Raw genomic sequence first — 25,833 nt, forward strand, 5'->3', positions numbered from 1 at the left:
GGGCGTGTGGCGTCAGGCGGGGCTCAGCGGTTGGCCTTCTCGAAGCGTTCGAGCAGCTCGTTGCCGCGCTGCACGGCGCTGTCCAGCGCTTCCTTGGCGGTCTTCTTGCCGGCCCAGACCTGTTCGAGTTCCTCGTCCTCAATGGTGCGGATCTGCAGGTAGTTGCCCAGACGGATGCCGCGCGACTTGTCGGTCACCTTGCGGATCATCTGGTTGACGGCGATGTCGGTGCCCGGGTTCTGCTTGTAGAAGCCCGACTGGTCGGTCAGCTTGAAGGACTCCAGCGTGATCGGCAGGTAGCCGGTGCGCTGGTGGCTGGCCGCCTGCACCTTGGCATCGGACAGGAAGTTGAAGAAGGCCGCGACGCCCTTGTACTCGGCGGCCTTCTTGCCCGACATGACCCACAGGCTGGCGCCGCCGATGACGGTGTTCTGCGGCGCGCCGGCCACGTCGTTGTAGTGCGGCAGGGGGGCCATGCCAAAGGCGAACTTGGCGTTCTTCTTGACGTTGCCGTAGAAGGCCGAGGAGGTCGGCATCATGGCGCACTCACCCGAGATGAACGAGGCTTCCGGCACGTTGCCGCGGCCCTTGTAGACGAAGGTGCCGTCCTTGGCCATCTTGGCCAGGTTGTCGATGTGGCGCACGTGCAGCGGCGAGTTGAAGGTCAGCCGCGCGTCCAGGCCACCGAAACCGTTGCCCTTGCTGGCGAACTCCGTGTTGTGCCAGGCCGAGAAGCTCTCGAGCTGGGTCCAACCTTGCCAGGCCGTCGACAGCGGGCACTTGTGACCAGCGGCCTTGAGCTTGTTCGCGGCATTGGCGACGTCGGCCCAGGTCGTCGGCAGCTTCTCGGGGTCGAGGCCGGCGGCCTTGAAGGCGTCCTTGTTGACGTAGAAGACCGTCGTCGAGCTGTTGAACGGGAAGCTCAGCATCTGGCCGCTCGGAGCGGTGTAGTAGCCCGCCACTGCCGGCACGTAGACGCCCGGGTCGAACTTGTAGCCCGCATCGGTCATGACCTGACCGACCGGCACGATGGCGCCCTTGCTGGCCATCATCGTCGCGGTCCCGACCTCGAAGACCTGCAGCACGTGCGGCGCGTTGCCAGCACGGAAGGCGGCGATCGCGGCGGTCATCGACTCGTCGTAGCTGCCCTTGTAGGTCGGGATGATCTTGAACTCGGACTGGCTGGCGTTGAACTGCGTGGCCAGGTCGCTGACCCACTCGCCGTTGACGGCGGTCATCGAGTGCCACCACTGGATCTCGGTCTGAGCGTGGCTGGCGAAGCTGGCGGCGAGGCTGGCCAGGGCCAGGCTCAGGCGGACGACGGACGGTTTCATCGGGTGGGCTCTCCGGGTGATCAGGGGATGGGCCGCCAGCTTCGGTCAGGCGTGTGACCGCTTCATGGCACCGTGACGGACGTCATGGTTTTGTCACGAAGCCCGGGCTCGGGCAATCGGGCAAGTCTGCTTGCGGGCGGAGCCGGTCAGTGACACCGCGCGGGCGCCGTCGTGCGGTCGTTCGGCAGCGCGTCCCCCGTGGTCCGGCAAGGGCCTGCCCCCCAGGGAAAATACGCCCCTGCGCTACCATCTGCGATCGCGCTTGAGCCTGCCCGCCCGGGCCTCTCAGGCCCCGTTTCCAGCGGCGGGAAACCCGCCTGCCGCGCCTTCCTCGCGCGCTGCCTGCGCCGCGGCCTCATGAACGCTCCGCTCCCCCTGACGCCCGTCGACCTGCCGGCCGGCGATGACCTGTCGGCCGATGCCCATGTGTCCGGCGACACCCCGCGCCTGCGCGAGATTCCCTACAACTACACCTCGCTGTCCGACCGCGAGATCGTCCAGCGCCTGCTGGGTCAGCATGCCTGGAGCCTGCTCGAACGCCTGCGCGCCGAACGCCGCACCGGCCGCTCCGCGCGGATGCTCTACGAGGTCCTCGGCGACATCTGGGTGGTTCAGCGCAATCCCTATCTCGAAGACGATCTGATCGACAACCCGAAGCGGCGCCAGCTGCTGGTCGATGCCTTGAACCATCGCCTGCACGAGATCGAGAAGCGTCGTCGCCCGTCCGAGGACGGCGAGCGCGACGCGGCGGTCGGCGAGCTGCTGGCGGCGGCGCGCGTGGCGGTCGAGCAGTTCTCCGCCCGCTTCCGCACCGTTCACGACCTGCGCGCACGGACCCGCAAGGTGCTGGGTCGCCACACCGAGCGCGACAACATCAAGTTCGACGGCTTGTCGCGGGTCTCGCACGTCACCGACGCGACCGACTGGCGGGTCGAGTACCCCTTCGTTGTGCTGACCCCCGACACCGAGGCCGAGATGGCCGCGCTGGTGGCCGGTTGCGTCGAACTGGGCCTGACCATCATCCCGCGCGGCGGCGGCACCGGCTACACCGGCGGCGCCGTGCCGCTGACCTGGCGCAGTGCGGTCATCAACACCGAGAAGCTCGAACAGATGACCGAGGTCGAGCACGTCTCCTTGCCCGGCCTGTCCTCGCCGGTGGCGACGATCTGGACCGGAGCCGGCGTGGTCACGCAGCGCGTGGCCGATGCGGCCGAGCGTGCCGGCTTCGTCTTCGCGGTCGACCCGACCTCGGCCGAGGCCAGCTGCATCGGCGGCAACATCGCGATGAACGCGGGTGGCAAGAAGGCCGTGCTGTGGGGCACCGCGCTGGACAACCTCGCCAGCTGGCGCATGGTCACGCCCGAGGCCAAATGGCTGGAGGTGGTCCGCATCGGTCACAACCTGGGCAAGATCCATGACGTCGAGACCGCCAGCTTCGAGCTGCGCTACTTCGACGCGAGCGGCAAGACATTGGAGCGCACCGAACGCCTGGACATTCCCGGCCGCGTGTTCCGCAAGGAAGGCCTGGGCAAGGATGTCACCGACAAGTTCCTCGCCGGCCTGCCGGGCATCCAGAAGGAAGGCTGCGACGGCCTGATCACCAGCGCCCGCTGGGTCGTGCACCGCATGCCCAAGCACGTGCGCACGGTCTGCCTGGAGTTCTTCGGCAATCCGAAGGACTGCGTGCCGTCCATCGTCGACATCAAGGACTTCATGTTCGACGAGATGAAGCGCCCCGGCGGCGCCATCCTGGCGGGCCTGGAGCATCTGGATGACCGCTACCTCAAGGCCGTCGGCTACACGACCAAGAGCAAGCGAGGCGGCCTGCCCAAGATGGTGCTGGTCGGCGACATCGTCGGTGATGACGAGAACGCCGTGGCGCGCGCCACCAGCGAGGTCATCCGGCTGGCCAACGGCCGATCGGGCGAAGGCTTCGTGGCCGTCAGCGCCGATGCGCGCAAGACCTTCTGGCTCGACCGCAAGCGCACCGCGGCGATCAGCCGTCACACCAACGCCTTCAAGGTCAACGAGGACGTGGTGATCCCGCTCGAACGCATGGGCGAGTACACGCTCGGCATCGAGCGCATCAACATCGAGCTGTCGCTGCGCAACAAGCTCGAACTGGTCGACCAGCTCGAAGCCTTCTTCAGCACCGGCTCGCTGCCGCTGGGCAAGACCGACGACGCCAGCGAGATCCCGAGCGCCGAACTGCTCGGCGACCGCGTCCAGCAGGCCCTCGCGCTGCTGGCCGAGGTGCGCGCCTTGTGGCAAGGCTGGAAGGACGGCCTGGACGTGGCCCAGCACGACGAGCTGAGCGCCGGCCGGACCTTCTTCGAACAGTTGCAGGACCACAGCCTGCGGGCCTCGTGGCGCGCGCAGATCCTCAAGCCCTTCCAGCAGCAGATCCTTGCGGGTGCGGCCTTTGAGCCCATCGTCGAGGCCTGCCGCAAGATCCACCAGACGGTGCTGCGCGGGCGCGTCTGGGTGGCCCTGCACATGCATGCCGGCGACGGCAATGTCCACACCAACATCCCCGTCAACAGCGACAACTACGCGATGCTGCAGACCGCGCACGAGGCGGTCGCCCGCATCATGACGCTGGCACGCAGCCTCGACGGCGTGATCTCCGGCGAACACGGCATCGGCATCACCAAGCTCGAGTTCCTGACCGACGAGGAGATCGGCGGCTTCGCGGCCTACAAGGCCCGCATCGACCCCGAAGGCCGCTTCAACAAGGGCAAGCTGCTGCGGACCAAGGACCGCACCGCCGCGCTGGGTGACGAGACCCGCGCCGCCGACCTGAGCGAGGCCTACACGCCCAGCTTCGGGCTGATGGGCCACGAGTCGCTGATCATGCAGCGCAGCGACATTGGCGACATCAGCGCGTCGATCAAGGACTGCCTTCGTTGCGGCAAGTGCAAGCCGGTCTGCGCCACCCACGTGCCGCGTGCCAACCTGCTCTATTCGCCGCGCAACAAGATCCTCGCCACGTCGCTGCTGATCGAGGCCTTCCTCTATGAGGAGCAGACCCGGCGCGGCGTCAGCATCAAGCACTGGGAGGAGTTCGAGGACGTGGCCGACCACTGCACGGTCTGCCACAAGTGCCTGAGCCCCTGCCCGGTCAAGATCGACTTCGGTGACGTCTCCATGGCCATGCGCAACCTGCTGCGCAAGATGGGCCAGAAGAGCTTCCGCCCGGCCGGTTCGGCGGCGATGTTCATGCTCAATGCCACCAACCCCGAGACCATCAAGCTGGTCCGCGGCGCGATGGTCGGCGTGGGCATGAGGATGCAGCGCGTCGCCAATGACCTGCTCAAGGTCGTGGCCCGCAAGCAGACCAGCGCACCACCGGCCTCGGTCGGCGCGGCGCCGATCAAGGAACAGGTCATCCACTTCATCAACAAGAAGCTCCCGGGTGGCCTGCCCAAGAAGACGGCGCGGGCGCTGCTGGACATCGAGGACAAGAACTACGTCCCGATCATCCGCAACCCGAAGGCGACCACGGTCGACAGCGAGGCAGTGTTCTATTTTCCGGGCTGCGGCTCGGAGCGCCTGTTCAGCCAGGTCGGCCTGGCCACCCAGGCCATGCTCTGGCATGCCGGCGTGCAGACCGTGCTGCCGCCGGGCTATCTGTGCTGCGGCTACCCGCAGCGTGGCAGCGGCCAGTTCGACAAGGCCGAGAAGATGATCACCGACAACCGGGTGCTCTTCCACCGCGTCGCCAACACGTTGAACTACCTTGACATCAAGACCGTCGTGGTCAGCTGCGGCACCTGCTACGACCAATTGCAGGGCTACCAGTTCGACAAGATCTTCCCGGGCTGCCGGATCATCGACATCCACGAGTTCCTGCTGGAGAAGGGCATCACGCTGTCCGGCCAGGGTGGCTTCCTGTACCACGACCCCTGCCACACGCCGATGAAGCTGCAGGACCCGATGAAGACGGTCAAGGCGCTGCTCGGCGACGGTGTGGTCAAGAGCGATCGCTGCTGCGGCGAGGCCGGCACGCTGGCGCTGAACCGCCCCGACATCTCGACCCAGATCCGCTTCCGCAAGGAAGAGGAGATCCGCAAGGGCGAGGCCCAGCTGCGAGCATCGGGCCACCAGGGCGACATGAAGATCCTGACCTCCTGCCCGGCCTGCCTCCAGGGCCTGAGCCGCTACCAGGACGACCTGAGCAACGGCCTGCTCGAAGCCGACTACATCGTCGTCGAGATGGCCCGCCAGATCCTGGGCGAGAACTGGATGCCCGACTACGTGCAGCAGGCCAACACCGGCGGCATCGAGCGCGTGCTGGTCTGATCGCTGCGGCCCAGCGCCGCATGCCAGGCCAGCGCGGTCTGGAAGTCCCGCCAGCCCAGCCGCCGGTCGGCGCCGTCGGCCAACAGCGCGCCGGCCAGGCGCTGGCGCGTATCGGCGTCCGAGCGGCCGGCCAGCATGGGCCAGGCTGCAAGCAGGTCGCGCCGCGCGCCGTCCGGGTCGAACTCGTCGACCAGCACGCAGGTCGCCAGAGGCGGCAGGTCGATCGCGTACAAGCTGTTCAGCATGTGGGCGATCGGGGTCTGTGATGCCGGCTGGTCCAGCCGTCGGTAGATGTCCAGCAGGCGCAGCAGCAGGCCGGGTGGTGGTTCGTCTTCGCCTTGCAAGGCCGCTTCCAGGAGCGCTGCAGCAGGTCCGAGGTGGCCGGTGCCACGCAGCTTGTCGACCTCGTCGTGCAAGGCCTGATGGCGGGATTCATCCAGCGTGGCGCGCGCGCGGGTTGAGGACGCGGTGGCAACAGCGCGCGGCACGGTCAGTTCGACGACGCTGGGTGTGTCGAACGCGGCAGACGGCCCGACGCGTGCGTCGTCCTCGACCGAACTTGGCTCGGGGTAGCTCGCTGCCGTGAGGCCTTCTGTGAGGAAGCGCCGCAGTCGCCGCTCCCGCCAGGCCCGTGTGGCCATCCACAGCGCCGTCGCACCAGCGCCGGCCGCCAACAGGCCGCCAAGGGCGTCGCGTCGCAGGTCTTCCTGGGCGCTCAGGCGCTGTTCCTGCGCCGCGACCTGTCGCCGCAGCGGTTGCAACTCGTCCTTCAGCTGGCGCAGGTCCTGTTGCCAGACCTGCATGAAGGCGTCGGTCAGCGGGCTGGCGGAAACGGAAGCTGCAAGGTGGGCTGACGGTGCCGCGATCTGCGACGGCGGGGCATCTGCCAGGCGCTGGACCGGCGGGGCTGGCGGGACTGGTCCGGCTGGCGGGGGCGGGCGTGTCGGCCGGGGGCTGGGCGTGCGAACCGGCACCGGCACCGGCACCGGGCTGGGCAGGGACGCCAGCGGGGTCGATGCTTCGGCCGCAACGACAGGCGCAACGACAGCCGCGACGACAGGCACGACGCTGTCCTCATCCAACTCGGCCTGCAATCGCTGCACACGCGTGTAGGACGGGCCACAGTGCAACGTCGTCCTCAACAACATGCGCAGCAGCCGCAGCGGCGCAGGGTGCGTCAGCGTGACCCAGGTGCTGCCGTCGGCGTTGCGTTCGGCGTCCTGCCAGTCCAGCGTCACGGCCACACCGTCGCGCGGGTCGAGGGGCTGCAGGCTGGCGCTCAGGCAGCGCTGCGGCAGCAGGCCGGCGGGCTCCTGGCCGTCGGACAACCTGACCCGCAGGCTCAGCAACGGCGGCTCGCCCAGGCGCAGGTGGTGGTCACCGGGGATCAAAGTCTGGGCCGATGAGGGCGCCGTTGTGAGCGCCAGCCAGACCATGGCCAACGGCAAGGCCCGGATCAAGCCGCAGGCATGGCGGCACAAGGGGCAGTGGGGCATCGAGACCTCCGTCGACGGGCGCGTGGGGATCGGGCCAATCTAGGCGGCGAGGCGATGCCCGGCCATCGTGACGACGGGTGCCTACCTTCGGGGGGCAGGGGGGTGACGAGGGGGATGCACCAAAAACAAAACCCGCCGGGACGGATCCGGGCGGGCTGGGGATCGCCAGTCTGGCGATCTGGAGATGGGCCGGTCGGTCAGACCGACGGGCCAGGGCTCACTTGAGCTTCACTTCCTTGTACAGCACGTGCTTGCGTGCCTTCGGGTCGAACTTCATGAATTCGAGCTTTTCGGGCGTCGTCTTCTTGTTCTTGGCCGTGGTGTAGAAGTGGCCGGTACCCGCAGTGGATTCCAGCTTGATCTTTTCGCGTCCGCCTTTGGATGCCATGGTGTCTTACCTCGCGGTTCAGAGTTCGCCGCGGGCACGCAGGTCAGCGACGACCTGTTCGATGCCCACCTTGTCGATCAGACGCAGCGCTGCGTTGCTGATGCGCAGGCGCACCCAACGGTTTTCGGTTTCGAGCCAGAAGCGGCGGTACTGCAGGTTCGGCAGGAAGCGACGCTTGGTTTTGTTGTTGGCGTGGGACACGTTGTTCCCCACCATCGGGCGCTTGCCCGTGACTTGACAGACGCGTGCCATGACGCTTCTCCAGACTGTGTTTCAACACGGCAAACAGCGCAAGCCAGCCGCTGGGCCGAACGACCGGGTGCGGACACACCGGGCGGCGGCTCTGGAGGCTCGGGCGGCTCGCGGATCGCTGTAACGACCTGCCAGCTCGGCGCCGGGCCCCGGCTTGATGTTTGCCCCTCCGGCCTCTTGAAGGCCGGGTCTCATGACGGCAAAACGAAGATTATAGACAAACCTGAGGGGTGCCCGCCAGAGCCTCAGTGCGCGCCGCCTTGCTCAAGGAAGCGCTGGGCGTCCAGCGCTGCCATGCAGCCGGTGCCGGCGCTGGTGATGGCCTGGCGATAGACGTGGTCCTGCACGTCGCCGGCGGCAAACACGCCGGGCACGCTGGTCATCGTCGCGAAGCCGTTCAGGCCGGTGCGGGTGACGATGTACCCGTCCTTCATCTCCAACTGGCCCTGGAAGATGTCGGTGTTCGGGTGATGGCCGATGGCGATGAAGCAGCCGCGCACGGCCAGATCACGCGTGCTGTCGTCGGTGGTGCTGCGCAGGCGCACGCCGGTCACGCCTGAGGCATCGCCGAGCACCTCGTCAAGGGTCTGGAACACATGCAGTTCCATCTTGCCGGCGGCGACCTTCTCGTGCAGCTTGTCGACCATGATGGCCTCGGCGCGGAACTTGTCTCGGCGGTGGATGAGGTGGACCTTGCTGGCAATGTTCGACAGGTAGAGCGCTTCCTCGACCGCGGTGTTGCCGCCGCCGACCACGCAGACCTCGTCGCCACGGTAGAAGAAACCGTCGCAGGTGGCGCAGCCGCTGACGCCGCGGCCCATGAAGGCCTGTTCGGACGGCAGTCCCAGGTATTTCGCGCTGGCGCCGGTGGCGATGATCAATGTGTCGCAGGTGTAAGTGCCTGCATCACCGGTGAGTTTCAGTGGCCGCTGCGTGAAGTCGACCTTGTTGATGTGGTCGAACACCATCTGGGTATTGAAGCGCTCGGCATGCTGCTGGAAACGCTGCATCAGATCCGGCCCGAGCACGCCCGCCACGTCTGCCGGCCAGTTGTCGACTTCGGTCGTCGTCATCAGCTGGCCGCCCTGGGCCATGCCGGTGATCAGGACGGGCTTGAGGTTGGCTCGCGCGGCGTAAATGGCGGCGGTATAGCCGGCGGGGCCCGAACCGAGGATCAGGACTTGGGCGTGCAAGATGGGTGTGCTCATGGGTTTCTGACGTGGCGTCGAAGGGTTGACGTTCAAGGGCCGCAGCTGCAACCGGTTATCAATTCGGGGTGCCCGCGCTGTTCAATCCGTCAACGCATGGGTTAGAGTGAGAGAGGCGTCACACATGCGTGAATTAACTGGCCATCGGCGAGCCCTGCTTTGCCCGATGACGCCGGTCCCGGACGTCGCAGGAGGATCGAGGGATTGTATGAACGACCTGCTGTGGCGCGCCGGTGGGCCGACTCTGAACACGATAGAACCAACTCAAGCAGGAGTGCCTCGATGGCCATGCTCTCGAATCTCGATCTGATCCGGCGCGTCCCCCTTTTCTCGATGCTCACCAATGAACAGGCCCAGACGGTGGCCGACGGGGTGATCAAGCGTCGTTACCGCCGTGGCGAGATCATCGTCGAGCAAGGCCGCAAGTCCGATGCGCTGTTCATCCTGCTGAGCGGCCGGGCGCGGGTCGTGACCTCCGACTCTCGCGGACGGGAGGTCATCCTCGCGGTGCTGGAGCCGGGCGACTACCTCGGCGAGATGAGCCTGATCGACAACGAGCCCCATTCGGCCACCGTGCGTGCCGAGGTCCAGACCGACGTGCTGGTGTTGGGCCGTGGCGAGTTTGCTGCCTGTCTGCCGGAGAACTCGAGCCTGTCCTACGCCATCCTGCGCGGCCTGGTCGGCCGCCTGCGCAACGCCGATCGCCAGATCGAGTCGCTCGCGTTGCTGGACGTCTATGGCCGCGTCGCGCGTGCCTTGCTCGACATGGCCACCGACGAGGATGGCCAGCGCATGATCCGCAGCAAGGTGTCGCGTCAGGATCTGGCCAAGGTCGTCGGCGCCTCGCGCGAGATGGTCAGCCGGGTCATGAAGGACCTGGAAGAGCGCGGCCTGATCGAGACCCAGGAAAACGGCTGGGTCGTGCTGACCGACCGCCTGACGACGCAGTGACGCAGTGATGCGGCACGCCGCGCGGCCGGCCGGCCGTGCGGCTTTCACGGGCTGATCGCCGACAATCCGGCGCATGTCGTATCCGCTCGGTTCGTTGCGCGCGTCGTCCTCCGGCGACGCGGCTTCCTCCTCCCCCACGTCTGCCCAGATCGGGCGTGCCGCATCCTCGTGGCGCCTGCAGGCGGCCATTGCGCTCGGCGCGATCGTGCTGCTGCTGTGGCTGCTGGCGCTGCTGAGCCAGCATCCGGGCGACCATGCCTTCTCGACCTCCGGTGACGGCGCGGCGACCCGCAACTGGGTCGGTGCCTTCGGCGCCTGGTGGGCCGATCTGTCACTGGTGACGTTCGGTCTGTCGGTGTGGTGGTGCCTGCTGTTCCTCGCGCGTGGCTGGCTGTCGCTGGTGGCCAGTGCCTTGCGCACCGATGTGGATGGACGTGGCGGCGCCGACGCCGTGCCCTGGCGTCCGAAGTGGCTCGCCTGGGTCGGGCTGCTGCTGCTTCTCGCCGCGAGTTGCTCGCTCGAATGGACCCGTCTCTACCGACATGAAGATGCCCTGGCTGGCGCGCAGGCCGGCGGCATGCTGGGCGCGACGCTCGGGCCTCTGAGCATGCGCCTGCTGGGCTTCGCCGGCAGTGGCGTGGCATGGATCGTGGTGATGCTGGTGGGCCTGTCCTGGGCCTTCCGTTTCTCGTGGAGCGTGCTGGCCGAGCGCATCGGCGCGGCGGCCGAAGGCCTGCGCGAGCGCCGCGAAGAACGCCGCGAACGCGCCGAGGACGAGCGCATCGGCCAGCGCGCCCAGCGTGAGCGCGAGCACCTCGTCGAGGTCGAGCGCCAGATCGAGGAGGTCCAGCCGCCGCTGGTGATCGAGGTCCCGCCGCCGGCCGTGCCGCCGTCCGAGCGGGTCGTCAAGGAACGCCAGCAGCCGCTCTTCCAGGAGCTGGACAACGGCAACCTGCCGCAGGTCGACCTGCTCGATGCCGCCCCGTCGACCCGCGTCGAGACCGTCACGCCCGAGACGCTGGAGATGACCAGCCGGCTGATCGAGAAGAAGCTCAAGGACTTCGGCGTCGAGGTCCGTGTCGTGGCCGCGCAGCCGGGCCCCGTCATCACCCGCTACGAGATCGAGCCGGCCACCGGCGTCAAGGGCTCGCAGGTCGTCAACCTGGCCAAGGACCTGGCTCGCTCACTGAGCCTGGTCTCGATCCGCGTGGTCGAGACCATCCCTGGCAAGACCTACATGGCGCTGGAGTTGCCCAATGCGCGGCGCCTGACGATCCGGCTGGCCGAGATCCTCGGCTCGCAGGTCTACAACGGCGCGGCCTCGCAGCTGACCATCGGCCTGGGCATGGACATCATCGGCACGCCGGTCGTCGCCGACCTGGCCAAGATGCCCCACGTGCTGGTCGCGGGCACCACCGGCTCGGGCAAGTCGGTGGGCATCAACGCGATGATCCTGAGCCTGCTCTACAAGGCCGAGGCGCGCGATGTGCGGCTCATCCTGATCGACCCGAAGATGCTCGAGATGAGCGTCTACGAGGGCATCCCGCACCTGCTCGCCCCGGTCGTCACCGACATGAAGCAGGCCGGCAACGCGCTCAACTGGTGCGTGGCCGAGATGGAGCGCCGCTACAAGGTGCTCAGCAAGATGGGCGTGCGCAACCTGGCGGGCTACAACAAGAAGATCAACGAGGCGACCGAGCGCGGCGAGCTGATCCCCAACCCCTTCAGCCTGACGCCCGATGCGCCCGAGCCACTCGCCCGCTTGCCGCACATCGTCGTGGTGATCGATGAACTGGCCGACCTGATGATGGTGGTGGGCAAGAAGATCGAGGAGCTGATCGCCCGTCTGGCGCAGAAGGCACGGGCCTCGGGCATCCACCTGATCCTCGCCACGCAACGGCCCAGCGTGGACGTCATCACCGGCCTGATCAAGGCCAACATCCCGACCCGCATCGCCTTCCAGGTCTCCAGCAAGATCGACAGCCGCACCATCCTCGACCAGATGGGCGCCGAGGCCCTGCTGGGTCAGGGTGACATGCTCTATCTGACGCCCGGCGGTGGCTTGCCGGTACGGGTGCACGGCGCCTTCGTCAGCGACGACGAGGTGCACCGCGTGGTCAGCTACCTCAAGACCCAGGGCGAGCCGGACTACATCGAAGGCATCCTCGAAGGTGGCGTGCTGGACGGCGAAGGCGGCGAGCCCGGCGATCCGGCTGGCGGTGCCACCGGCGAAGCCGATCCGATGTACGACCAGGCCGTCGCCATCGTGCTGCAGCACCGCCGCGCCTCGATCTCGCTGGTGCAGCGCCACCTGCGCATCGGCTACAACCGCGCGGCCCGCCTGCTCGAACAGATGGAGCAGTCCGGCGTGGTCTCCAGCATGGCGACCAACGGCAACCGCGACATCCTGGTGCCACCGCGCCAGGTTGACTGAAACCTCTCCCCGACCGGCCTCCGGGCGCATCGAATCCATGTCTCAGACCTGCTCCAAGTTCCGCCGTCGCTGGCTCGCCACGCTGGCCCTGTCGATGCTGCTGCCACTCTGGCCGATCGCCGCGAAGGCCGATGCCATCGGGGCTCTGCGCGATTTCGTGCGTGAGGTCCAGTCCGGCCGCGCCAGCTTCACCCAGGTCGTGACCGGCAACGACGGCGCGCGCAAGAAGCCGTCGACCGGCACCTTCGAGTTCCTGCGCCCGAACCGCTTCCGCTTCGACTACGTCAAGCCCTACGAGCAGCTGATCGTGTCGGACGGCACCAAGGTCTGGCTGCACGACCAGGACCTCAACCAGGTCACCGTTCGACCTTACGACCAGGCCCTGGGCAGCACGCCGGCGGCACTGCTGGCGGGAGGATCGATCGAGCGCGACTTCACGCTCGCCAATCAGCCTGACGAGGCCGGCCTGCAATGGGTGCTGGCCGAGCCGAAGAACGCCGAGGGCAGCATCCGCAAGGTGCGGGTGGCGTTCAAGGGCAAGGAACTCGCCGCCTTCGAGATCACCGACGCCTTCGGTCAGCGCTCGCGCCTGGACTTCAGCCGCGTCGAGGCCAACCCGGCCATCCCAGCGACCCGTTTCCGCTTCGTGCCACCGGCCGGCGCGGACGTGCTGCAACAGTGATGCTGCAGCCGTGACGCGGCACCACTGAGTCAACAGCCTCGTGAGCGACCTGTTCGACGGCGCCGAGCCGCAGCCCATCGTGCCGCCGCGCACCGAACGGTCGGCGGCGCCCGGCTCGATCCCGCTGGCTGAGCGCCTGCGCCCGCGCACGCTCGACGAGGTCATCGGCCAGCATGACCTGCTCGATGCCGGCAAGCCCTTGCGTGTGGCCTTCGAGTCGGGGCAGCCCCATTCGATGATCCTGTGGGGGCCACCGGGGGTGGGCAAGACCACGCTGGCGCGGCTGATGGCCGATGCCTTCGAGGCGGTCTTCGTGCAGATCTCGGCCGTGCTCGGTGGCGTCAAGGAGATCCGCGAGGCGGTCGAGCAGGCCCGCGTCGCACAGGCCCAGGGGAGGCGCTGCATCGTCTTCGTCGACGAGGTGCACCGCTTCAACAAGTCCCAGCAGGACGCCTTCCTGCCGCACGTCGAATCGGGCCTGTTCACCTTCATCGGCGCGACCACCGAGAACCCGTCCTTCGAGGTCAACTCGGCGTTGCTCTCGCGTGCCACCGTGCATGTGCTCAAGCCCATCCATGAGGCCGACCAGCAGGCCCTGCTGACACGCGCCTGCGAGGCCCTTGGTGCCGTCGCGCCGGAGCCGTCTGCCGCGACCCGTCTGATCGCCTATGCCGATGGCGACGCGCGTCGGCTGCTCAACACCTTCGAGAACGTCGTGCGCATGGTGGGCGTGCAGACCGTCATCGACGAGGCCGTGCTCGAACGCTGCCTGGGCGCGCAGCTGCGTCGCTACGACAAGGGCGGCGACCAGTTCTACGACACCATCTCGGCGTTGCACAAATCGGTGCGCGGCAGCAACCCCGATGCCGCCCTGTATTGGTTCGTGCGCATGCTCGACGGCGGGGTTGATGCACGCTACATCGCACGCCGGCTGATCCGCATGGCCAGCGAGGACATCGGCCTGGCCGACCCGCGGGCCTTGCGCCTGTGCCTCGATGCCAGCGAGACCTACGAGCGGCTCGGCTCGCCCGAGGGCGAGCTGGCGCTGGCCAATGCGGTGATCTACCTCGCCGTGGCGGCCAAGTCCAACGCCGTCTACACCGCCTACAAGGCGGCCAAGGCCTTCGTGCAGCAAGACGGCACACGGCCGGTGCCGCTGCACCTGCGCAATGCGCCGACCGCGCTGATGAAGAAGCTCGACTTCGGCCGCGACTACCGCTACGCCCATGACGAAGCCGATGGCTACGCGGCCGGCGAGCACTACTTCCCCGAGGCCCTCGATCCGCCACCGGCCTTCTACCAGCCGGTCGCACGCGGACTCGAAGGCAAGATCGCCGAGAAACTGGCTCGATTGCGCGAGCTGGACGAGCAGGCGAAGAAAGCTCGCTGAAGCCCCGTCAACACCGCATCCAAGGCGGTGAGGTCTGCGGAAAACACGAATCTTTCGCGGGATGGCCCAGCCATACAATCCGCGCCGCTTGACGCCGACCAGGCCCCGGTTCGAAGCCTTCGAACGGGCCAGCCCGATACACCGGGCACGGTCGTTGCGTGAACGAGCGGCAGGCCATGAACCCGCCGCATCAAGAACGACAAGCGGGCTAAGGGCACCGCATCCAGGAGACTTTTCGATGGACACCTTCGTACAGCAGATCATCAACGGTCTGGTGCTGGGCAGCATGTATGCGCTCGTGGCACTGGGCTACACGATGGTCTACGGCATCATCAGCCTCATCAACTTCGCCCACGGCGAGGTCCTGATGGTTGGCGCCATGGTCAGCTGGACCGTGGCGTCGGCCTTCCAGTCCGCCGGCATCATGTGGCCGGGCTGGGTCATCTTGCTGATCTCGATGGTGGCCGCCATCGTCGTCTGCTCGCTGCTGAACTACTCGATCGAGAAGATCGCCTACCGGCCGCTGCGCAACGCGCCACGGCTGGCGCCGCTGATCACCGCCATGGGCATGAGCCTGCTGCTGCAGACGCTGGCGATGATCATCTGGAAGCCCAACCCCAAGCCCTACCCGCAACTGATTCCCGCCGAGGTCTACTTCCTGTGGGAGGACGGCCCGGTGATCACGCTGACCCAGATCCTGATCCTGATCGTGACTGGCGTGGTGCTCAGCCTGCTGCTGTGGCTGGTCAACAAGACCAAGCTTGGCCGCGCGATGCGTGCCACCGCAGAGAACCCGCGTGTGGCCGGCCTGATGGGCGTGCGCCCCGACCACATCATCAGCGCCACCTTCATCATCGGCGCGGCCCTGGCGGCCATCGCCGGGATCATGTGGGCGGCGAACTACGGCACCCTGCAGCACAGCATGGGCTTCATGCCCGGCCTGAAGGCCTTCACCGCTGCGGTGTTCGGGGGTATCGGCAACCTCACCGGCGCGATGGTCGGTGGCGTGCTGCTGGGCCTGATCGAGGCGATCGGTGCGGGCTACCTGGGTGACCTGACCGGCGGCGTCTTCGGCAGTCACTACGTCGAGATCTTCGCCTTCCTGGTGCTGATCCTGGTCCTCACGCTGCGACCGAGCGGCCTGATGGGCGAACGCGTGGCCGACCGCGCCTGAACCCGGAGACCTCGTGATGAATCCGAAGAACCGACTCCTCGTCATCCTGATCGCGGCCATCGCCTTGCTGGCGATGCCGCTGATCGCCGCGCAGTTCGGCCAAGGCTGGGTGCGCATCATGGCGCTCGCGCTGCTGTACGTGCTGCTCGCGCTGGGCCTGAACATCGTGGTGGGCTATGCCGGCCTGCTGGATCTGGGCTATGTGGCCTTCTATGCGATCGGGGCCTACCTGTTCGCGCTGGTGGCGTCGCCGCACCTGTCGATGAACTTCGCGGCGTTCAAGGCCGCATTTCCGACTGGGCTGCACTTCCCGATCTGGATGGTGATCCCGATCGCGGCCATCGTTGCGGCGCTGGCCGGCATGTTGCTGGGCGCGCCCACGCTCAAGCTGCGCGGCGACTACCTCGCCATCGTCACGCTGGGCTTCGGCGAAATCATCCGGGTGTTCATGAACAACCTGGAGCATCCGCTCAACATCACCAACGGTCCGCGTGGCATCAGCCAGATCGACCCGATGACCTTCTTCGGCTTCAGCTTCGGCAAGCCGCTGGTGATCGGGACCTATTCGATCCCGTCGGTCGCGCTGTACTACTACCTGTTCCTTGCCCTGGTGGTGGGCAGCGTGGTGATCTGCCACCGGCTTGAAACCTCCCGCATCGGCCGCGCCTGGATGGCCATCCGCGAGGACGAGATCGCCGCCAAGGCGATGGGCCTGAACACCCGCAACCTCAAGCTGCTCGCCTTCGGCATGGGCGCCACCTTCGGCGGCGTCTCGGGCGCGATGTTCGCGGCCTTCCAGGGCTTCATCTCGCCCGAGTCCTTCACGCTGATGGAGTCGGTCATGATCGTCGCGATGGTCGTGCTGGGCGGCATTGGTCACATCCCTGGCGTGATCCTGGGTGCGGTGATGCTCTCGGCGCTGCCGGAGGTGCTGCGCTACGTCGCCGGTGACGTGCAGTCCATGACGGGTGGGCGCATCGACGCGGCCATCCTGCGCCAGCTGCTGATCGCGCTGGCGATGATCGCGGTGATGCTGTTGCGTCCGCGTGGCCTGTGGCCCGCGCCGGAACATGGCAAGGCGGCTCCGGCCGTCGTGAAGTGAGGAGCACGCACATGAATGACACCGTTCTCGAGGTCAAGGGCGTCTCCAAGCGCTTCGGCGGCCTGCAGGCCCTCAGCGATGTGGGCATCACCATCCGCAAGGGCCAGGTCTATGGCTTGATCGGCCCCAACGGCGCCGGCAAGACCACCTTCTTCAACGTCATCACCGGGCTCTACACGCCCGACGGCGGCACCTTCGAGCTGGGCGGGGCGACCTACACGCCGCAGGCCGTGCACCAGGTGGCGGCGGCCGGCATCGCCCGCACCTTCCAGAATATTCGTCTCTTCCCCGAGATGACGGCGCTGGAGAACGTCATGGTCGGACGCCATGTGCGCACCGGCTCCGGGCTGTTTGGCGCGATCTTTCGCACCGCCAGCTTCAAGGCCGAAGAAGCGGCGATCGCCCAGCGCGCTCAGGAGCTGCTGGACTATGTCGGCATCGGCAAGTACGCCGAGTTCAAGGCCCGTACGCTGAGCTACGGCGACCAGCGTCGTCTGGAGATCGCCCGCGCGCTGGCGACCGAGCCCAAGCTGATCGCGCTGGACGAACCGGCCGCCGGCATGAACGCGACCGAGAAGGTCGTGCTGCGCGAGCTGATCGACCGCATCCGCAACGACGGCCGGACCATCCTGCTGATCGAGCACGACGTGAAGCTGGTGATGGGCCTGTGCGACCGCGTCACCGTGCTCGACTACGGCAAGCAGATCGCCGAAGGCACGCCGCACGACGTGCAGCGCAACGAGAAGGTGATCGAGGCCTACCTGGGCGCCGGTCACAAGGCACATTGAGCGAGCGGAGCACAGCCACATGACGCAAGACAACAAGCAGGTGCTGCTCGAAGTGCGCGGCCTCAAGGTCGCCTACGGCGGCATCCAGGCCGTCAAGGGCGCGACCATCGAGGTCCGCGAGGGCGAGCTGGTCAGCCTGATCGGTGCCAACGGCGCGGGCAAGACGACCACGCTCAAGGCGGTCACCGGCATCCAGCCGATCGCCGACGGCGAGGTGCACTACCTGGGCCGCAGCATCCGTGGCCAGGGCGCCTGGGACCTGGCCAAGCAGGGCCTGGTGATGATCCCGGAAGGGCGCGGCACCTTCACGCGCATGACCATCACCGAGAACCTCCAGATGGGCGCCTACACGCGCAACGACAAGGAGATCGACGCCGACATCGAGAAGGTCTTCGGCATCTTCCCGCGCCTGAAGGAACGCCGCGACCAACTCGCCGGCACGATGTCAGGCGGTGAGCAGCAGATGCTCGCGATGGGCCGCGCGCTGATGGCGCGTCCCAAGGTGCTGTTGCTCGACGAACCGTCGATGGGTCTGTCGCCGATCATGGTCGACAAGATCTTCGAGGTCGTTGGCGACATCCACAAGCAGGGCGTCACGATGCTGCTGGTCGAACAGAACGCCAGCCGCGCGCTGGCCATCGCTGACCGCGGCTACGTGATGGAGTCGGGCGAGGTCACGATGAGCGGCAACGGACGCGATCTGCTGGACGATCCCAAGGTCCGCGCCGCCTATCTGGGCGAGTGACGAACGCCTGATGCGACCGTGTTGATCGGCCTTCCGGGCCGGTCCACAAGAAAGAACGCCGGCTTGCGAGCCGGCGTTTTTCATGCGGCGTCGAACACCATCAGCCGGTGTTGCGCAAGCCGGCAGCGACACCGTTGATCGAGATGTGGATGCCACGCTGCAGACGCGCGTTGGCGGCATCGCCGTCCTTGCGGTTGCGGTAGCGTCGCATCAACTCGACCTGCAGGTGGTTGAGCGGATCGAGGTAGGGGAAGCGGTGCTCGATCGAACGCGCCAGCGTCGGGTTGCTGGCCAGGCGCTGCTGTTCGCCGGTGATGGCGGTGAGCGCCTGCTGCGTGCGGGTCCACTCGGCCTCGATGGCCGCGAAGATGCGCTTGCCCAGCTTCTTGTCCTCGACCAGGTCGACGTAGCGCGCGGCAATGGCCAAGTCGGTCTTGGCCAGCACCATGTCCAGGTTGGACATCAGCGTGCGGAAGAAGGGCCACTGCTTGAACATGCGCTGCAGCAGCAGCAGGCGGGTCTTGCGCTTGTCCTCGCCCTGGGCGTTCAGGAAGGTCTCGACGGCCGAGCCGAAGCCGCACCAGCCCGGCAGCGCAACGCGGCACTGGCCCCAGCTGAAGCCCCAGGGGATGGCGCGCAGGTCCTCGATCGCACGGGTGGCCTTGCGCGACGCCGGGCGTGAGCCGATGTTCAGCTCGGCGATCTCGCGGATCGGCGTGGCGCTGAAGAAGTAGTCGGTGAAGCCGTCGGTCTCGTAGACCAGCTTGCGATAGGCCGCCATGCTGGCGTTGGACAGTTCTGCAGCTGCATCGAGGAAGCTGCGTGGCGCGCTCTGCGTCGGGTGCAGCAGCGTTGCCTCCAGCGTCGCGGCGACCAGGGTCTCGAGGTTGCGCAGGCCGATCTCCGGGTGCGCGTACTTCGAGGCGATCACCTCGCCCTGTTCGGTCAGGCGGATCTGGCCGTTCACGGTGCCGGGGGGCTGCGCCAGGATCGCCTGGTAGCTCGGGCCGCCGCCACGACCGACGGTGCCGCCGCGGCCGTGGAACAGCCGCAGCTTGATGCCGTGCTCGCGGCCGAGCTGCTCGAACAGGTCGACCAGCGCCAGCTCGGCGTCGTAGAGCTCCCAGTTGCTGGTGAAGAAGCCACCGTCCTTGTTGCTGTCGCTGTAGCCCAGCATGATGTCCTGCTCGCCCGGGCCTTCCAGGCCGGAGCGCACGACCATGCCGGTGATGCCGGGCAGCGCGTAGAAGGCCCGCATGATCGGCGCGGCATTGCGCAGGTCGCCAATGGTCTCGAACAGCGGCACGACGATCAGCGCGTTGGTGGCGTCCTCGTCCAGCGTGCCACGCAGCAGACCGGTTTCCTTCTGCAGCAGCAGGACTTCGAGCAGGTCGCTGACGTCCTCGGTGTGCGAAATGATGTAGTGGCGGATCGCGTTGCGGCCGTAGCGGCCGAGCATCTCGCGGGCGGTCTCGAAGATCGCCAGCTCGCTGCTCGCATGCTCCGAATAGCCGTGGCCGGTGACACGCAGCGGCCGGGTCTCGTTGAGCAGACCGACCAGCAGCTCGCGCCGGGCGGCTTCGTCCAGCGCGCTGTAGTCGGCCTCGACGCGGGCGACTTGAAGCAGCTCGGCGACCACCGCCTCGTGCTTGTCCGAACTCTGGCGCAGGTCGACCGTGGCGAGGTGGAAGCCGAAGACCTGCACCGCTCGCATCAGCGGGGCCAGACGCGGGGCGATCAGCGCCTGGGCGTGGTGGTGGCGCAGTGAGGCCTCGATCACCTGCAGATCGGCCATGAACTGGCTGGCGTCGGTGTAGGCGTTCTGCGGCGGCACGGCGTGGCGCAGCGCCTCGGTGCCGGTGAACTCGTGCAGCGTCGCGGCCAGGCGGGCGTACATGCCGATCAGGGCGCGGCGATAGGGCTCGTCTTCGCGATGCGCGCTCTGGTCGGGCGAACGTGCGGCGAGTGCCTGCATGCCTTCCGTCACCGGCGCGAGCAGGTTGGACATCGACAGCTCGCCGCCGAGCGCGTGCACCTCGGTCAGGTAGTGGCGCAGCACCGTCTCGCTCTGGCGCGACAGGGCGCGGCGCAGGGTCTCGGCGGTCACGAAGGGGTTGCCGTCGCGGTCACCGCCGATCCAGTTGCCCATGCGGAAGAAGCTGGCGATGTCGTGGCCCGGCAGGGCCTGCTCGACCGCGCGGTACATGCGCGGGATCTGGCGCAGGAAGGTGCTGTGGTAGTAGCTGAGCGCGTTCTCGATCTCGTCGGCCACGGTCAGCTTGGTGTAGCGCAGCATGCGCGTTTGCCAGAGCTGGGTGACGCGGGCGCGCAGCAGCGCCTCGTTCTCGGCGCGCTGGTGGTCGGTGTGCAGGTCGTCACGGGCGCCGATCAGCTCGGCCACGGCGCGCTCGGCGTCCAGGATGCTCTTGCGCTGGACCTCGGTCGGGTGAGCGGTCAACACCGGCGAGATGTAGGCCTGCTGCAGCGTGCGGGCGATCTGGTCGGCGCGGATGTCGGCATCGGCCAGGCGGTCGAAGGTCATCGCCAGCGAACCTTCCTGAAGGTGGCCGGCGCGTTCATGGACCTCGCGGCGACGCACGTGGTGGCGGTCCTCGGCGATGTTGGCCAGGTGCGAGAAGTAGCTGAAGGCGCGGATCACGCTGACGGTCTGATCCACCGTCAGGTTCTTCAGCAGCCGGTCCAGTGCCTTGCCGGCGGTCGCGTCCTGTTTCAAGCGGAAGGCCACCGAAAGCTGGCGCACACGCTCGATCAGGTCGAAGGCATCCTGACCTTCCTGCTCGCGGATCGTGTCGCCGAGGATGCGGCCCAGCAGGCGGATGTCCTCGACCAGCGGCCGGTTCTTCTCGGCGGCATCGGCGGCGTCGACGACCTTCGGTCGCGTCGAACGGGTGCCGGCGCTGGCCGTGGCGGCCTTCTTCGACGTACGGGCGGCTCGGGCGGGGCGGGAGTTTGCGGCGTCGCGCGGCATTGAAACCTCGGTGTTCAAAAAGTGGTAACAAAGTTACAAGACGATGGTATCACCGGCCTTCATGCGGCCGGACGCAAGAACGGGGCCAAATCGTTTGCGCCCTGTTGCGGTGCGGCGCCGGAACGACGGACGAGCGACAAGAAATGAGCCCCTCGCTTGGTCGACAATCCGCGCATGACCGCCACGCTGACCACCCCCTGCATCATCGCCACGCGCGAAAGCCGGCTCGCCCTCTGGCAGGCCGAACATGTCCGAGACCTGCTGAGCCATCGACATGGCCTGGCCGTCGAACTGCTCGGCATGACGACCCGAGGCGACCAGATCCTTGACCGCGCGCTGTCCAAGGTCGGCGGCAAGGGGCTGTTCGTCAAGGAGCTGGAAGTCGCGCTCGAAGAGGGCCGTGCCCATCTCGCGGTGCACTCGCTCAAGGACGTCCCGATGGTCCTGCCCGAAGGCTTCGTGCTGGCCGCCGTGCTCGAACGCGAGGACCCGCGCGACGCCTGGGTGTCGCCGCACCACGCCGACATCCATGCACTGCCGCAGGGCGCGCGGGTGGGGACGTCCAGCCTGCGCCGGGTGGTGCAGCTGAAGGCGCTGCGACCCGACCTCGACATCCAGCCGCTGCGCGGCAACCTCGACACCCGCCTGCGCAAGCTCGACGAAGGCCAGTACGACGGCATCGTGCTGGCGGCGGCGGGCCTCAAGCGGCTGGGCCTGGCCGAGCGCATCCGGGCCGTCATCGACCCGACGGTGATGCTGCCGGCAGCCGGACAAGGCGCGCTGGGCATCGAGGTCCGCGAGGACGCCACCGCGCTGCGCGCCTTGCTGGCCGACCACATCGACGTGGCGACGTGGCTGGCGGTGCATGCCGAACGCGCGGTCTCGCGCGCCCTGGGCGGCAGCTGCAGCATGCCGTTGGCTGCCTACGCCCAGTGGCAAGGCGACCACCTGGTGATCGAGGCGCGCCTGGGCCATCCCCTGGACGCCGACCAGCCTCTGGTCTGCGCGCGGGCGCAAGCTGACTTGCCGCGCACGCTCGACGCGACCACCGCCGCCGAGGCGCTGGGCCTGCAGGTTGTCGCCCAGTTGCGCGACAACGGCGGCGAAGCGCTGTTGGCGGCGCTGGCCGAGGTCTGACCGGACCGGGCGCGGCGCCCATGTCCTTCACCTGGCCGACCCTGGTGGTCACCCGTCCGCAGCCGCAGGCGGATGCATGGGTTGAACGCTTGGTGGCGCTGGGCTGTCCGGCCGTCGCCTTGCCGCTGCTGGTGATCGAGCCACAAGCGGCGTTTGTGCCCGCCGTGTCGCAGGCCTGGTTGTCCTTGGCCGAGCACCGGTTGGTCATGTTCGTGAGCCCGAACGCCGCGTTGCAGTTCTTCGCCCAGGCGCCGTCCGGCCAGCGTTGGCCGATGACCACCTGGGCAGCGGCCACCGGCCCTGGCACCGTCGCCGCGTTGCGGGAGCAGGGCCTGGACGCGGCGCAGATCCTGAGCCCGTCGCCCGACGCGGACCAGTTCGATGCCGAGACGCTCTGGCAGCAGCGGCTGGCCGACCGCGACTGGCGCGGCCAGAAGGTCCTGATCGTGCGTGGCGAAGACGGGCGCGACTGGCTGGCGTCGACGCTGCGGGAGGCCGGCGCCCAGGTCGACCTGCTGGCGGCCTACCGTCGCGTCGGTCCGGCCTGGGACGCTACCAGCCTCTCGCTGCTGTCGCGCATCGAGGCGGCACCGGCACAACACGCCTGGCAGTTCAGCAGCTCGGAGGCCGTTCGCCACCTCGCGGCCTGGATCGCCGCGCAGCCGATGCCGCATCCCGGCTTGCTCCAAGCGCCTGCGCTGGCCACGCACCCCCGCATCGCCGAGACCGCCCGGGCCTGTGGCTGGACCCGGGTGCTCGACGTGACGCCTGACGCGTCGCAGATGCTGGCCTGCCTGCGCGCGTGGGTGGAAGGCCCGCGCGCGTCGTCCCCTGCTTGAACCCCGTCGCCGGAGGTCCGGTCGATACAATGGTTTCGACCCTTCTTCCCGGTGCGCAACGCCTCATCGTGTCTTCAGCATTACCCCCCGAGCGCGGCGCCGATCCGGCTGCCACCCCTCCCGCTGATGCGGCCCTGCCTCCCGAGGTCGCCGCGTCACCGACGCCCCCCGAACCCTTGCCGGAGATCGGCCTGCTCGACGCGCCCCAAGAGGCCGTCGCTGACCGGCCGTCGCCGCTGGCCGGCTCGCGCATCGGCGTGACGCTGGGGCTGGTCGGCGTGGCGCTGGCGCTGGTCGCCGGCACCCTGGCCTGGAACACCCGAGGCCAGCTGGCTGACCTGGAGCGTGAGCTGGTGCGCCGCCAGCAAACGAGCGCCGACCAAGCGGCCGAAGCCCGCGTGCTGGCCACCGAGGCGCGCGATGTCTCGCGCGATACCGCCGCCAAGACCGCGCTGCTCGACGCCAAGCTCGCCGAGGTCGCGATGCAACGCGGCCAGCTGGATGACCTGCTGCAGTCGCTGTCCCGCTCGCGCGACGAGAACGCCATCGCCGACATCGATGCCGCCATCCGCGTTGCCCTGCAGCAAAGCACCCTGACCGGCAGTGCCGAGCCGCTGGTGCTGGCCCTGCGCTCGGCCGATGAACGGCTGGCGCGCATCAACCAGCCGCGCCTGGAGCGACTGCGCCGGGCCATCGCGCGTGACCTCGATCGCGTTCGGGCCGTCAGCGTGCCCGACATCGGGGCGCTGCTGATCAAGCTCGACGAGACCGTCCGTCTGGCCGACGAGATGCCGCTGACCGCCGAAGCGGCCCGTCCGGCCGGTGCGGCGGACAAGGCCGCGACCGCGGCGCGTGTCGCCTCTGGCGCCGCAGCGGGTGCATCGGCCGCCCCGACGCCTGCGAGTGCCGCGTCCGGCGTGGCTGAAGGTGTGGGCGCCACCGTGCTGCCGCGCCTGAAACTGGCGTGGGCCTCATCGGTCGGTCTGGTGGCCGAGGAACTGCGCAGCCTGGTGCGCGTCACCCGGATCGATCAGCCCGAGGCCATGCTGTTGTCGCCGGAACAGGGCGTGCTGCTGCGCGAGAACCTCAAGCTGCGGCTGCTCAATGCGCGGCTGTCGGTGCTGTCGCGTCAGCTCGAATCGGCCGGTTCGGACCTGCAAGGCTCCGAGCAAGCGATCCGACGCTACTTCGACCTGCAGTCGCGCAAGACGCAGCTGGCCCTGGACCTGCTCCGGCAGGTCGGCCAGCAAAGCCGCCTGATCGGCGTGCCGCGTCCGGACGAGACCCTTGCCGCCACGGCTGCCGCCGTGGCCGGTCGCTGACGGACGGCTGGCATGCGCTGGGTCATCTGGCTGGTCATCCTCTTCGTCGTTGCCGCGCTGGCCGCCGGCACGCTGGGCAACAACGACGGTGTCGTCTCGATTTACTGGTCGCCGTGGCGGGTCGACCTGTCGCTCAACCTGTTTCTGCTCGCCATCGTCGTCACCGGGGCCTTGTCCTATGTCGCGGTCGGCACGCTGAACCGCCTGATCGGCCTGCCCGAGCGGGCCCGCGCGTGGCGCCTGCAGCGCCGCGAGCGCACCGCGCAGGGCGCCCTGCGCGAGGCCATCGGCCTGCTGTATGCCGGCCGTTACAGCCGGGCCCACAAGGCGGCACAACGGGCGCTGGAGATCCAGGCCCTGACGCCCGAGCTGACGGCCGACGGCGAGTTCGCGACGCTGGCCCACCTGCTGGCGGCCAGCAGCCTGCATCGGCTTCAGGACCGCGGCCGGCGGGACGATCAGCTGGCTCGGGCCTTGACGGCGCTGGGCCCGAAGTCGGCGCACCTGCCGGTGGCTGAAGGCGCTCGCCTGCTGGCTGCCGAATGGGCCATTGACGACCGCGAGGCTGATCGTGCACTGGAACAGCTCGCGCAGCTGCCCGCCGGTGTGGCCCGCCGCACCCAGGCGCTGCGGCTGCGCCTGCAGGCGGCGCGTTTGGCTCGTCAACCGCTGGAAGCGCTGCGCACCGCGCGTCTGCTGGCCAAGCACCAGGGCATCGCGCCGGTGGCGGCGCACGGCATCCTGCGTTCGCTGGCCATCGAGGTGCTCGATACCGCCCGTGATGCCGATCAGCTGCGCCGGATCTGGCTGCAGCTCGAAGCGGCCGATCGGCGTGATCCGGTCGTCACCGCGCGCGCTGCCAGCCGCTCGGTCGAACTCGACTGCATCGCCGACGGTCGCGGCTGGCTGCGTCCACATCTAGCCGAGCTGTCCAAGCTGGGCGAGCGCGAACGCTCTTCCGTGCTGAAAGCTTTCATCGACGTGCTGCCCGGCTTGCCCGTCGACTGGCTGCCTTTGCTGGAAGACTCGGTCGCAGCCCAGCCGGGCGACATGCCGCTGGCCCATGCCGTCGGCCGCGCCATGGCCGAACGCCAGCTCTGGGGCCGCGCGCGCCGGCTGCTCGAATCAGTGGCACAAAGTGCCAGTGCCGAACCGGCCCAGCGCCAGGATGCTTGGCGCTGGCTGGGTCGCATTGCCGACCGCGAGGGCGACGAGGCACAAGCCCAGCGCTGCTACCGTGAAGCCGCACAAATTTCCTGAGGAAGCTTGACGCCTGGGAATTCGAGTTGTTATAGTAGCG

The 25,833-nt window shown here is 68.0% G+C and carries 19 protein-coding genes; 13 read left to right on the forward strand and 6 right to left on the reverse strand.

Going from position 1 to position 25,833, the window contains the following annotated elements; all coding sequences use genetic code 11:
- Positions 1–23: 23 nt before the first annotated feature.
- A complete protein-coding gene (gene ugpB / locus EV685_RS15970) occupies positions 24–1,334 on the reverse strand; it encodes a sn-glycerol-3-phosphate ABC transporter substrate-binding protein UgpB (protein ID WP_130483045.1) in 1,311 nt (436 codons plus the stop codon).
- Positions 1,335–1,691: 357 nt separating this feature from the next.
- Here ugpB and EV685_RS15975 point away from each other — a divergent pair, with 357 nt between their 5' ends.
- Positions 1,692–5,636 (forward strand): DUF3683 domain-containing protein, encoded by a 3,945-nt coding sequence (locus EV685_RS15975; RefSeq protein WP_130483046.1) that lies wholly within the window; start codon positions 1,692–1,694, stop codon positions 5,634–5,636.
- Here the strand turns inward: EV685_RS15975 and EV685_RS15980 are convergent.
- The 4 genes from EV685_RS15980 to trxB form a co-directional block, all read right to left on the reverse strand.
- Positions 5,588–7,132, reverse strand: a complete 1,545-nt coding sequence (locus EV685_RS15980) for a hypothetical protein (protein ID WP_130483047.1) — start codon at positions 7,130–7,132, stop codon at positions 5,588–5,590. The two genes, EV685_RS15975 and EV685_RS15980, sit on opposite strands and share 49 nt — an antisense overlap.
- Before the next feature lie 217 nt (positions 7,133–7,349).
- The gene (gene rpmG, locus EV685_RS15985; RefSeq protein ID WP_130483048.1) at positions 7,350–7,520 is read right to left on the reverse strand and encodes a 50S ribosomal protein L33; all 171 of its coding nucleotides are present in this window, start codon (positions 7,518–7,520) and stop codon (positions 7,350–7,352) included.
- 18 nt (positions 7,521–7,538) lie between these two features.
- Entirely contained in the window at positions 7,539–7,772 is a 234-nt protein-coding gene (rpmB, locus tag EV685_RS15990; RefSeq protein WP_130483049.1) for a 50S ribosomal protein L28, read from the reverse strand.
- 245 nt (positions 7,773–8,017) lie between these two features.
- On the reverse strand, positions 8,018–8,980 hold the full coding sequence (gene trxB / locus EV685_RS15995; RefSeq protein ID WP_130483050.1) for a thioredoxin-disulfide reductase: 963 nt from the start codon (positions 8,978–8,980) through the stop codon (positions 8,018–8,020).
- Positions 8,981–9,262: 282 nt separating this feature from the next.
- Between trxB and EV685_RS16000 the strand changes: the two genes are divergently transcribed.
- From EV685_RS16000 to EV685_RS16035, 8 genes are all read left to right on the forward strand, one after another.
- A complete protein-coding gene (locus EV685_RS16000) occupies positions 9,263–9,931 on the forward strand; it encodes a Crp/Fnr family transcriptional regulator (protein WP_130483051.1) in 669 nt (222 codons plus the stop codon).
- 73 nt (positions 9,932–10,004) lie between these two features.
- Positions 10,005–12,365 carry a DNA translocase FtsK gene (locus tag EV685_RS16005; protein WP_130483052.1) on the forward strand — a complete coding sequence of 787 codons (2,361 nt, stop codon included), beginning with the start codon at positions 10,005–10,007 and terminating at the stop codon, positions 12,363–12,365.
- A 37-nt stretch (positions 12,366–12,402) separates the two neighbouring features.
- The gene (gene lolA, locus EV685_RS16010; protein WP_420820835.1) at positions 12,403–13,047 is read left to right on the forward strand and encodes an outer membrane lipoprotein periplasmic chaperone LolA; all 645 of its coding nucleotides are present in this window, start codon (positions 12,403–12,405) and stop codon (positions 13,045–13,047) included.
- Between the two features lie 76 nt (positions 13,048–13,123).
- Positions 13,124–14,437, forward strand: coding sequence for a replication-associated recombination protein A (locus tag EV685_RS16015; RefSeq protein ID WP_420820837.1), 1,314 nt, complete (start codon positions 13,124–13,126; stop codon positions 14,435–14,437).
- Positions 14,438–14,675: 238 nt separating this feature from the next.
- The gene (locus EV685_RS16020; protein WP_130483053.1) at positions 14,676–15,611 is read left to right on the forward strand and encodes a branched-chain amino acid ABC transporter permease; all 936 of its coding nucleotides are present in this window, start codon (positions 14,676–14,678) and stop codon (positions 15,609–15,611) included.
- Between the two features lie 16 nt (positions 15,612–15,627).
- Entirely contained in the window at positions 15,628–16,713 is a 1,086-nt protein-coding gene (locus EV685_RS16025; protein WP_130483054.1) for an ABC transporter permease subunit, read from the forward strand.
- 11 nt (positions 16,714–16,724) lie between these two features.
- Positions 16,725–17,501: an ABC transporter ATP-binding protein gene (locus EV685_RS16030; protein WP_130483055.1), complete on the forward strand. Its 777-nt coding sequence runs from the start codon at positions 16,725–16,727 to the stop codon at positions 17,499–17,501.
- 19 nt (positions 17,502–17,520) lie between these two features.
- Positions 17,521–18,246 (forward strand): ABC transporter ATP-binding protein, encoded by a 726-nt coding sequence (locus tag EV685_RS16035; RefSeq protein ID WP_130483056.1) that lies wholly within the window; start codon positions 17,521–17,523, stop codon positions 18,244–18,246.
- A 100-nt stretch (positions 18,247–18,346) separates the two neighbouring features.
- Here the strand turns inward: EV685_RS16035 and ppc are convergent, their stop codons facing one another.
- Positions 18,347–21,235: a phosphoenolpyruvate carboxylase gene (gene ppc / locus EV685_RS16040; protein WP_130483057.1), complete on the reverse strand. Its 2,889-nt coding sequence runs from the start codon at positions 21,233–21,235 to the stop codon at positions 18,347–18,349.
- Positions 21,236–21,409: 174 nt separating this feature from the next.
- Between ppc and hemC the strand changes: the two genes are divergently transcribed.
- The 4 genes from hemC (at position 21,410) to EV685_RS16060 (ending at position 25,793) form a co-directional block, all read left to right on the forward strand.
- Positions 21,410–22,372, forward strand: coding sequence for a hydroxymethylbilane synthase (hemC, locus tag EV685_RS16045; RefSeq protein WP_207224849.1), 963 nt, complete (start codon positions 21,410–21,412; stop codon positions 22,370–22,372).
- 20 nt (positions 22,373–22,392) lie between these two features.
- Complete coding sequence (locus tag EV685_RS16050) at positions 22,393–23,211, forward strand: uroporphyrinogen-III synthase (protein WP_130483058.1); 819 nt, start codon at positions 22,393–22,395, stop codon at positions 23,209–23,211.
- Between the two features lie 68 nt (positions 23,212–23,279).
- Positions 23,280–24,533 (forward strand): uroporphyrinogen-III C-methyltransferase, encoded by a 1,254-nt coding sequence (locus EV685_RS16055; protein ID WP_242615626.1) that lies wholly within the window; start codon positions 23,280–23,282, stop codon positions 24,531–24,533.
- Positions 24,534–24,545: 12 nt separating this feature from the next.
- Positions 24,546–25,793, forward strand: a complete 1,248-nt coding sequence (locus EV685_RS16060; protein ID WP_130483060.1) for a heme biosynthesis HemY N-terminal domain-containing protein — start codon at positions 24,546–24,548, stop codon at positions 25,791–25,793.
- Positions 25,794–25,833: the final 40 nt, after the last annotated feature.

The organism is Sphaerotilus mobilis (assembly GCF_004216565.1).
GTDB lineage: Bacteria > Pseudomonadota > Gammaproteobacteria > Burkholderiales > Burkholderiaceae_C > Sphaerotilus > Sphaerotilus mobilis.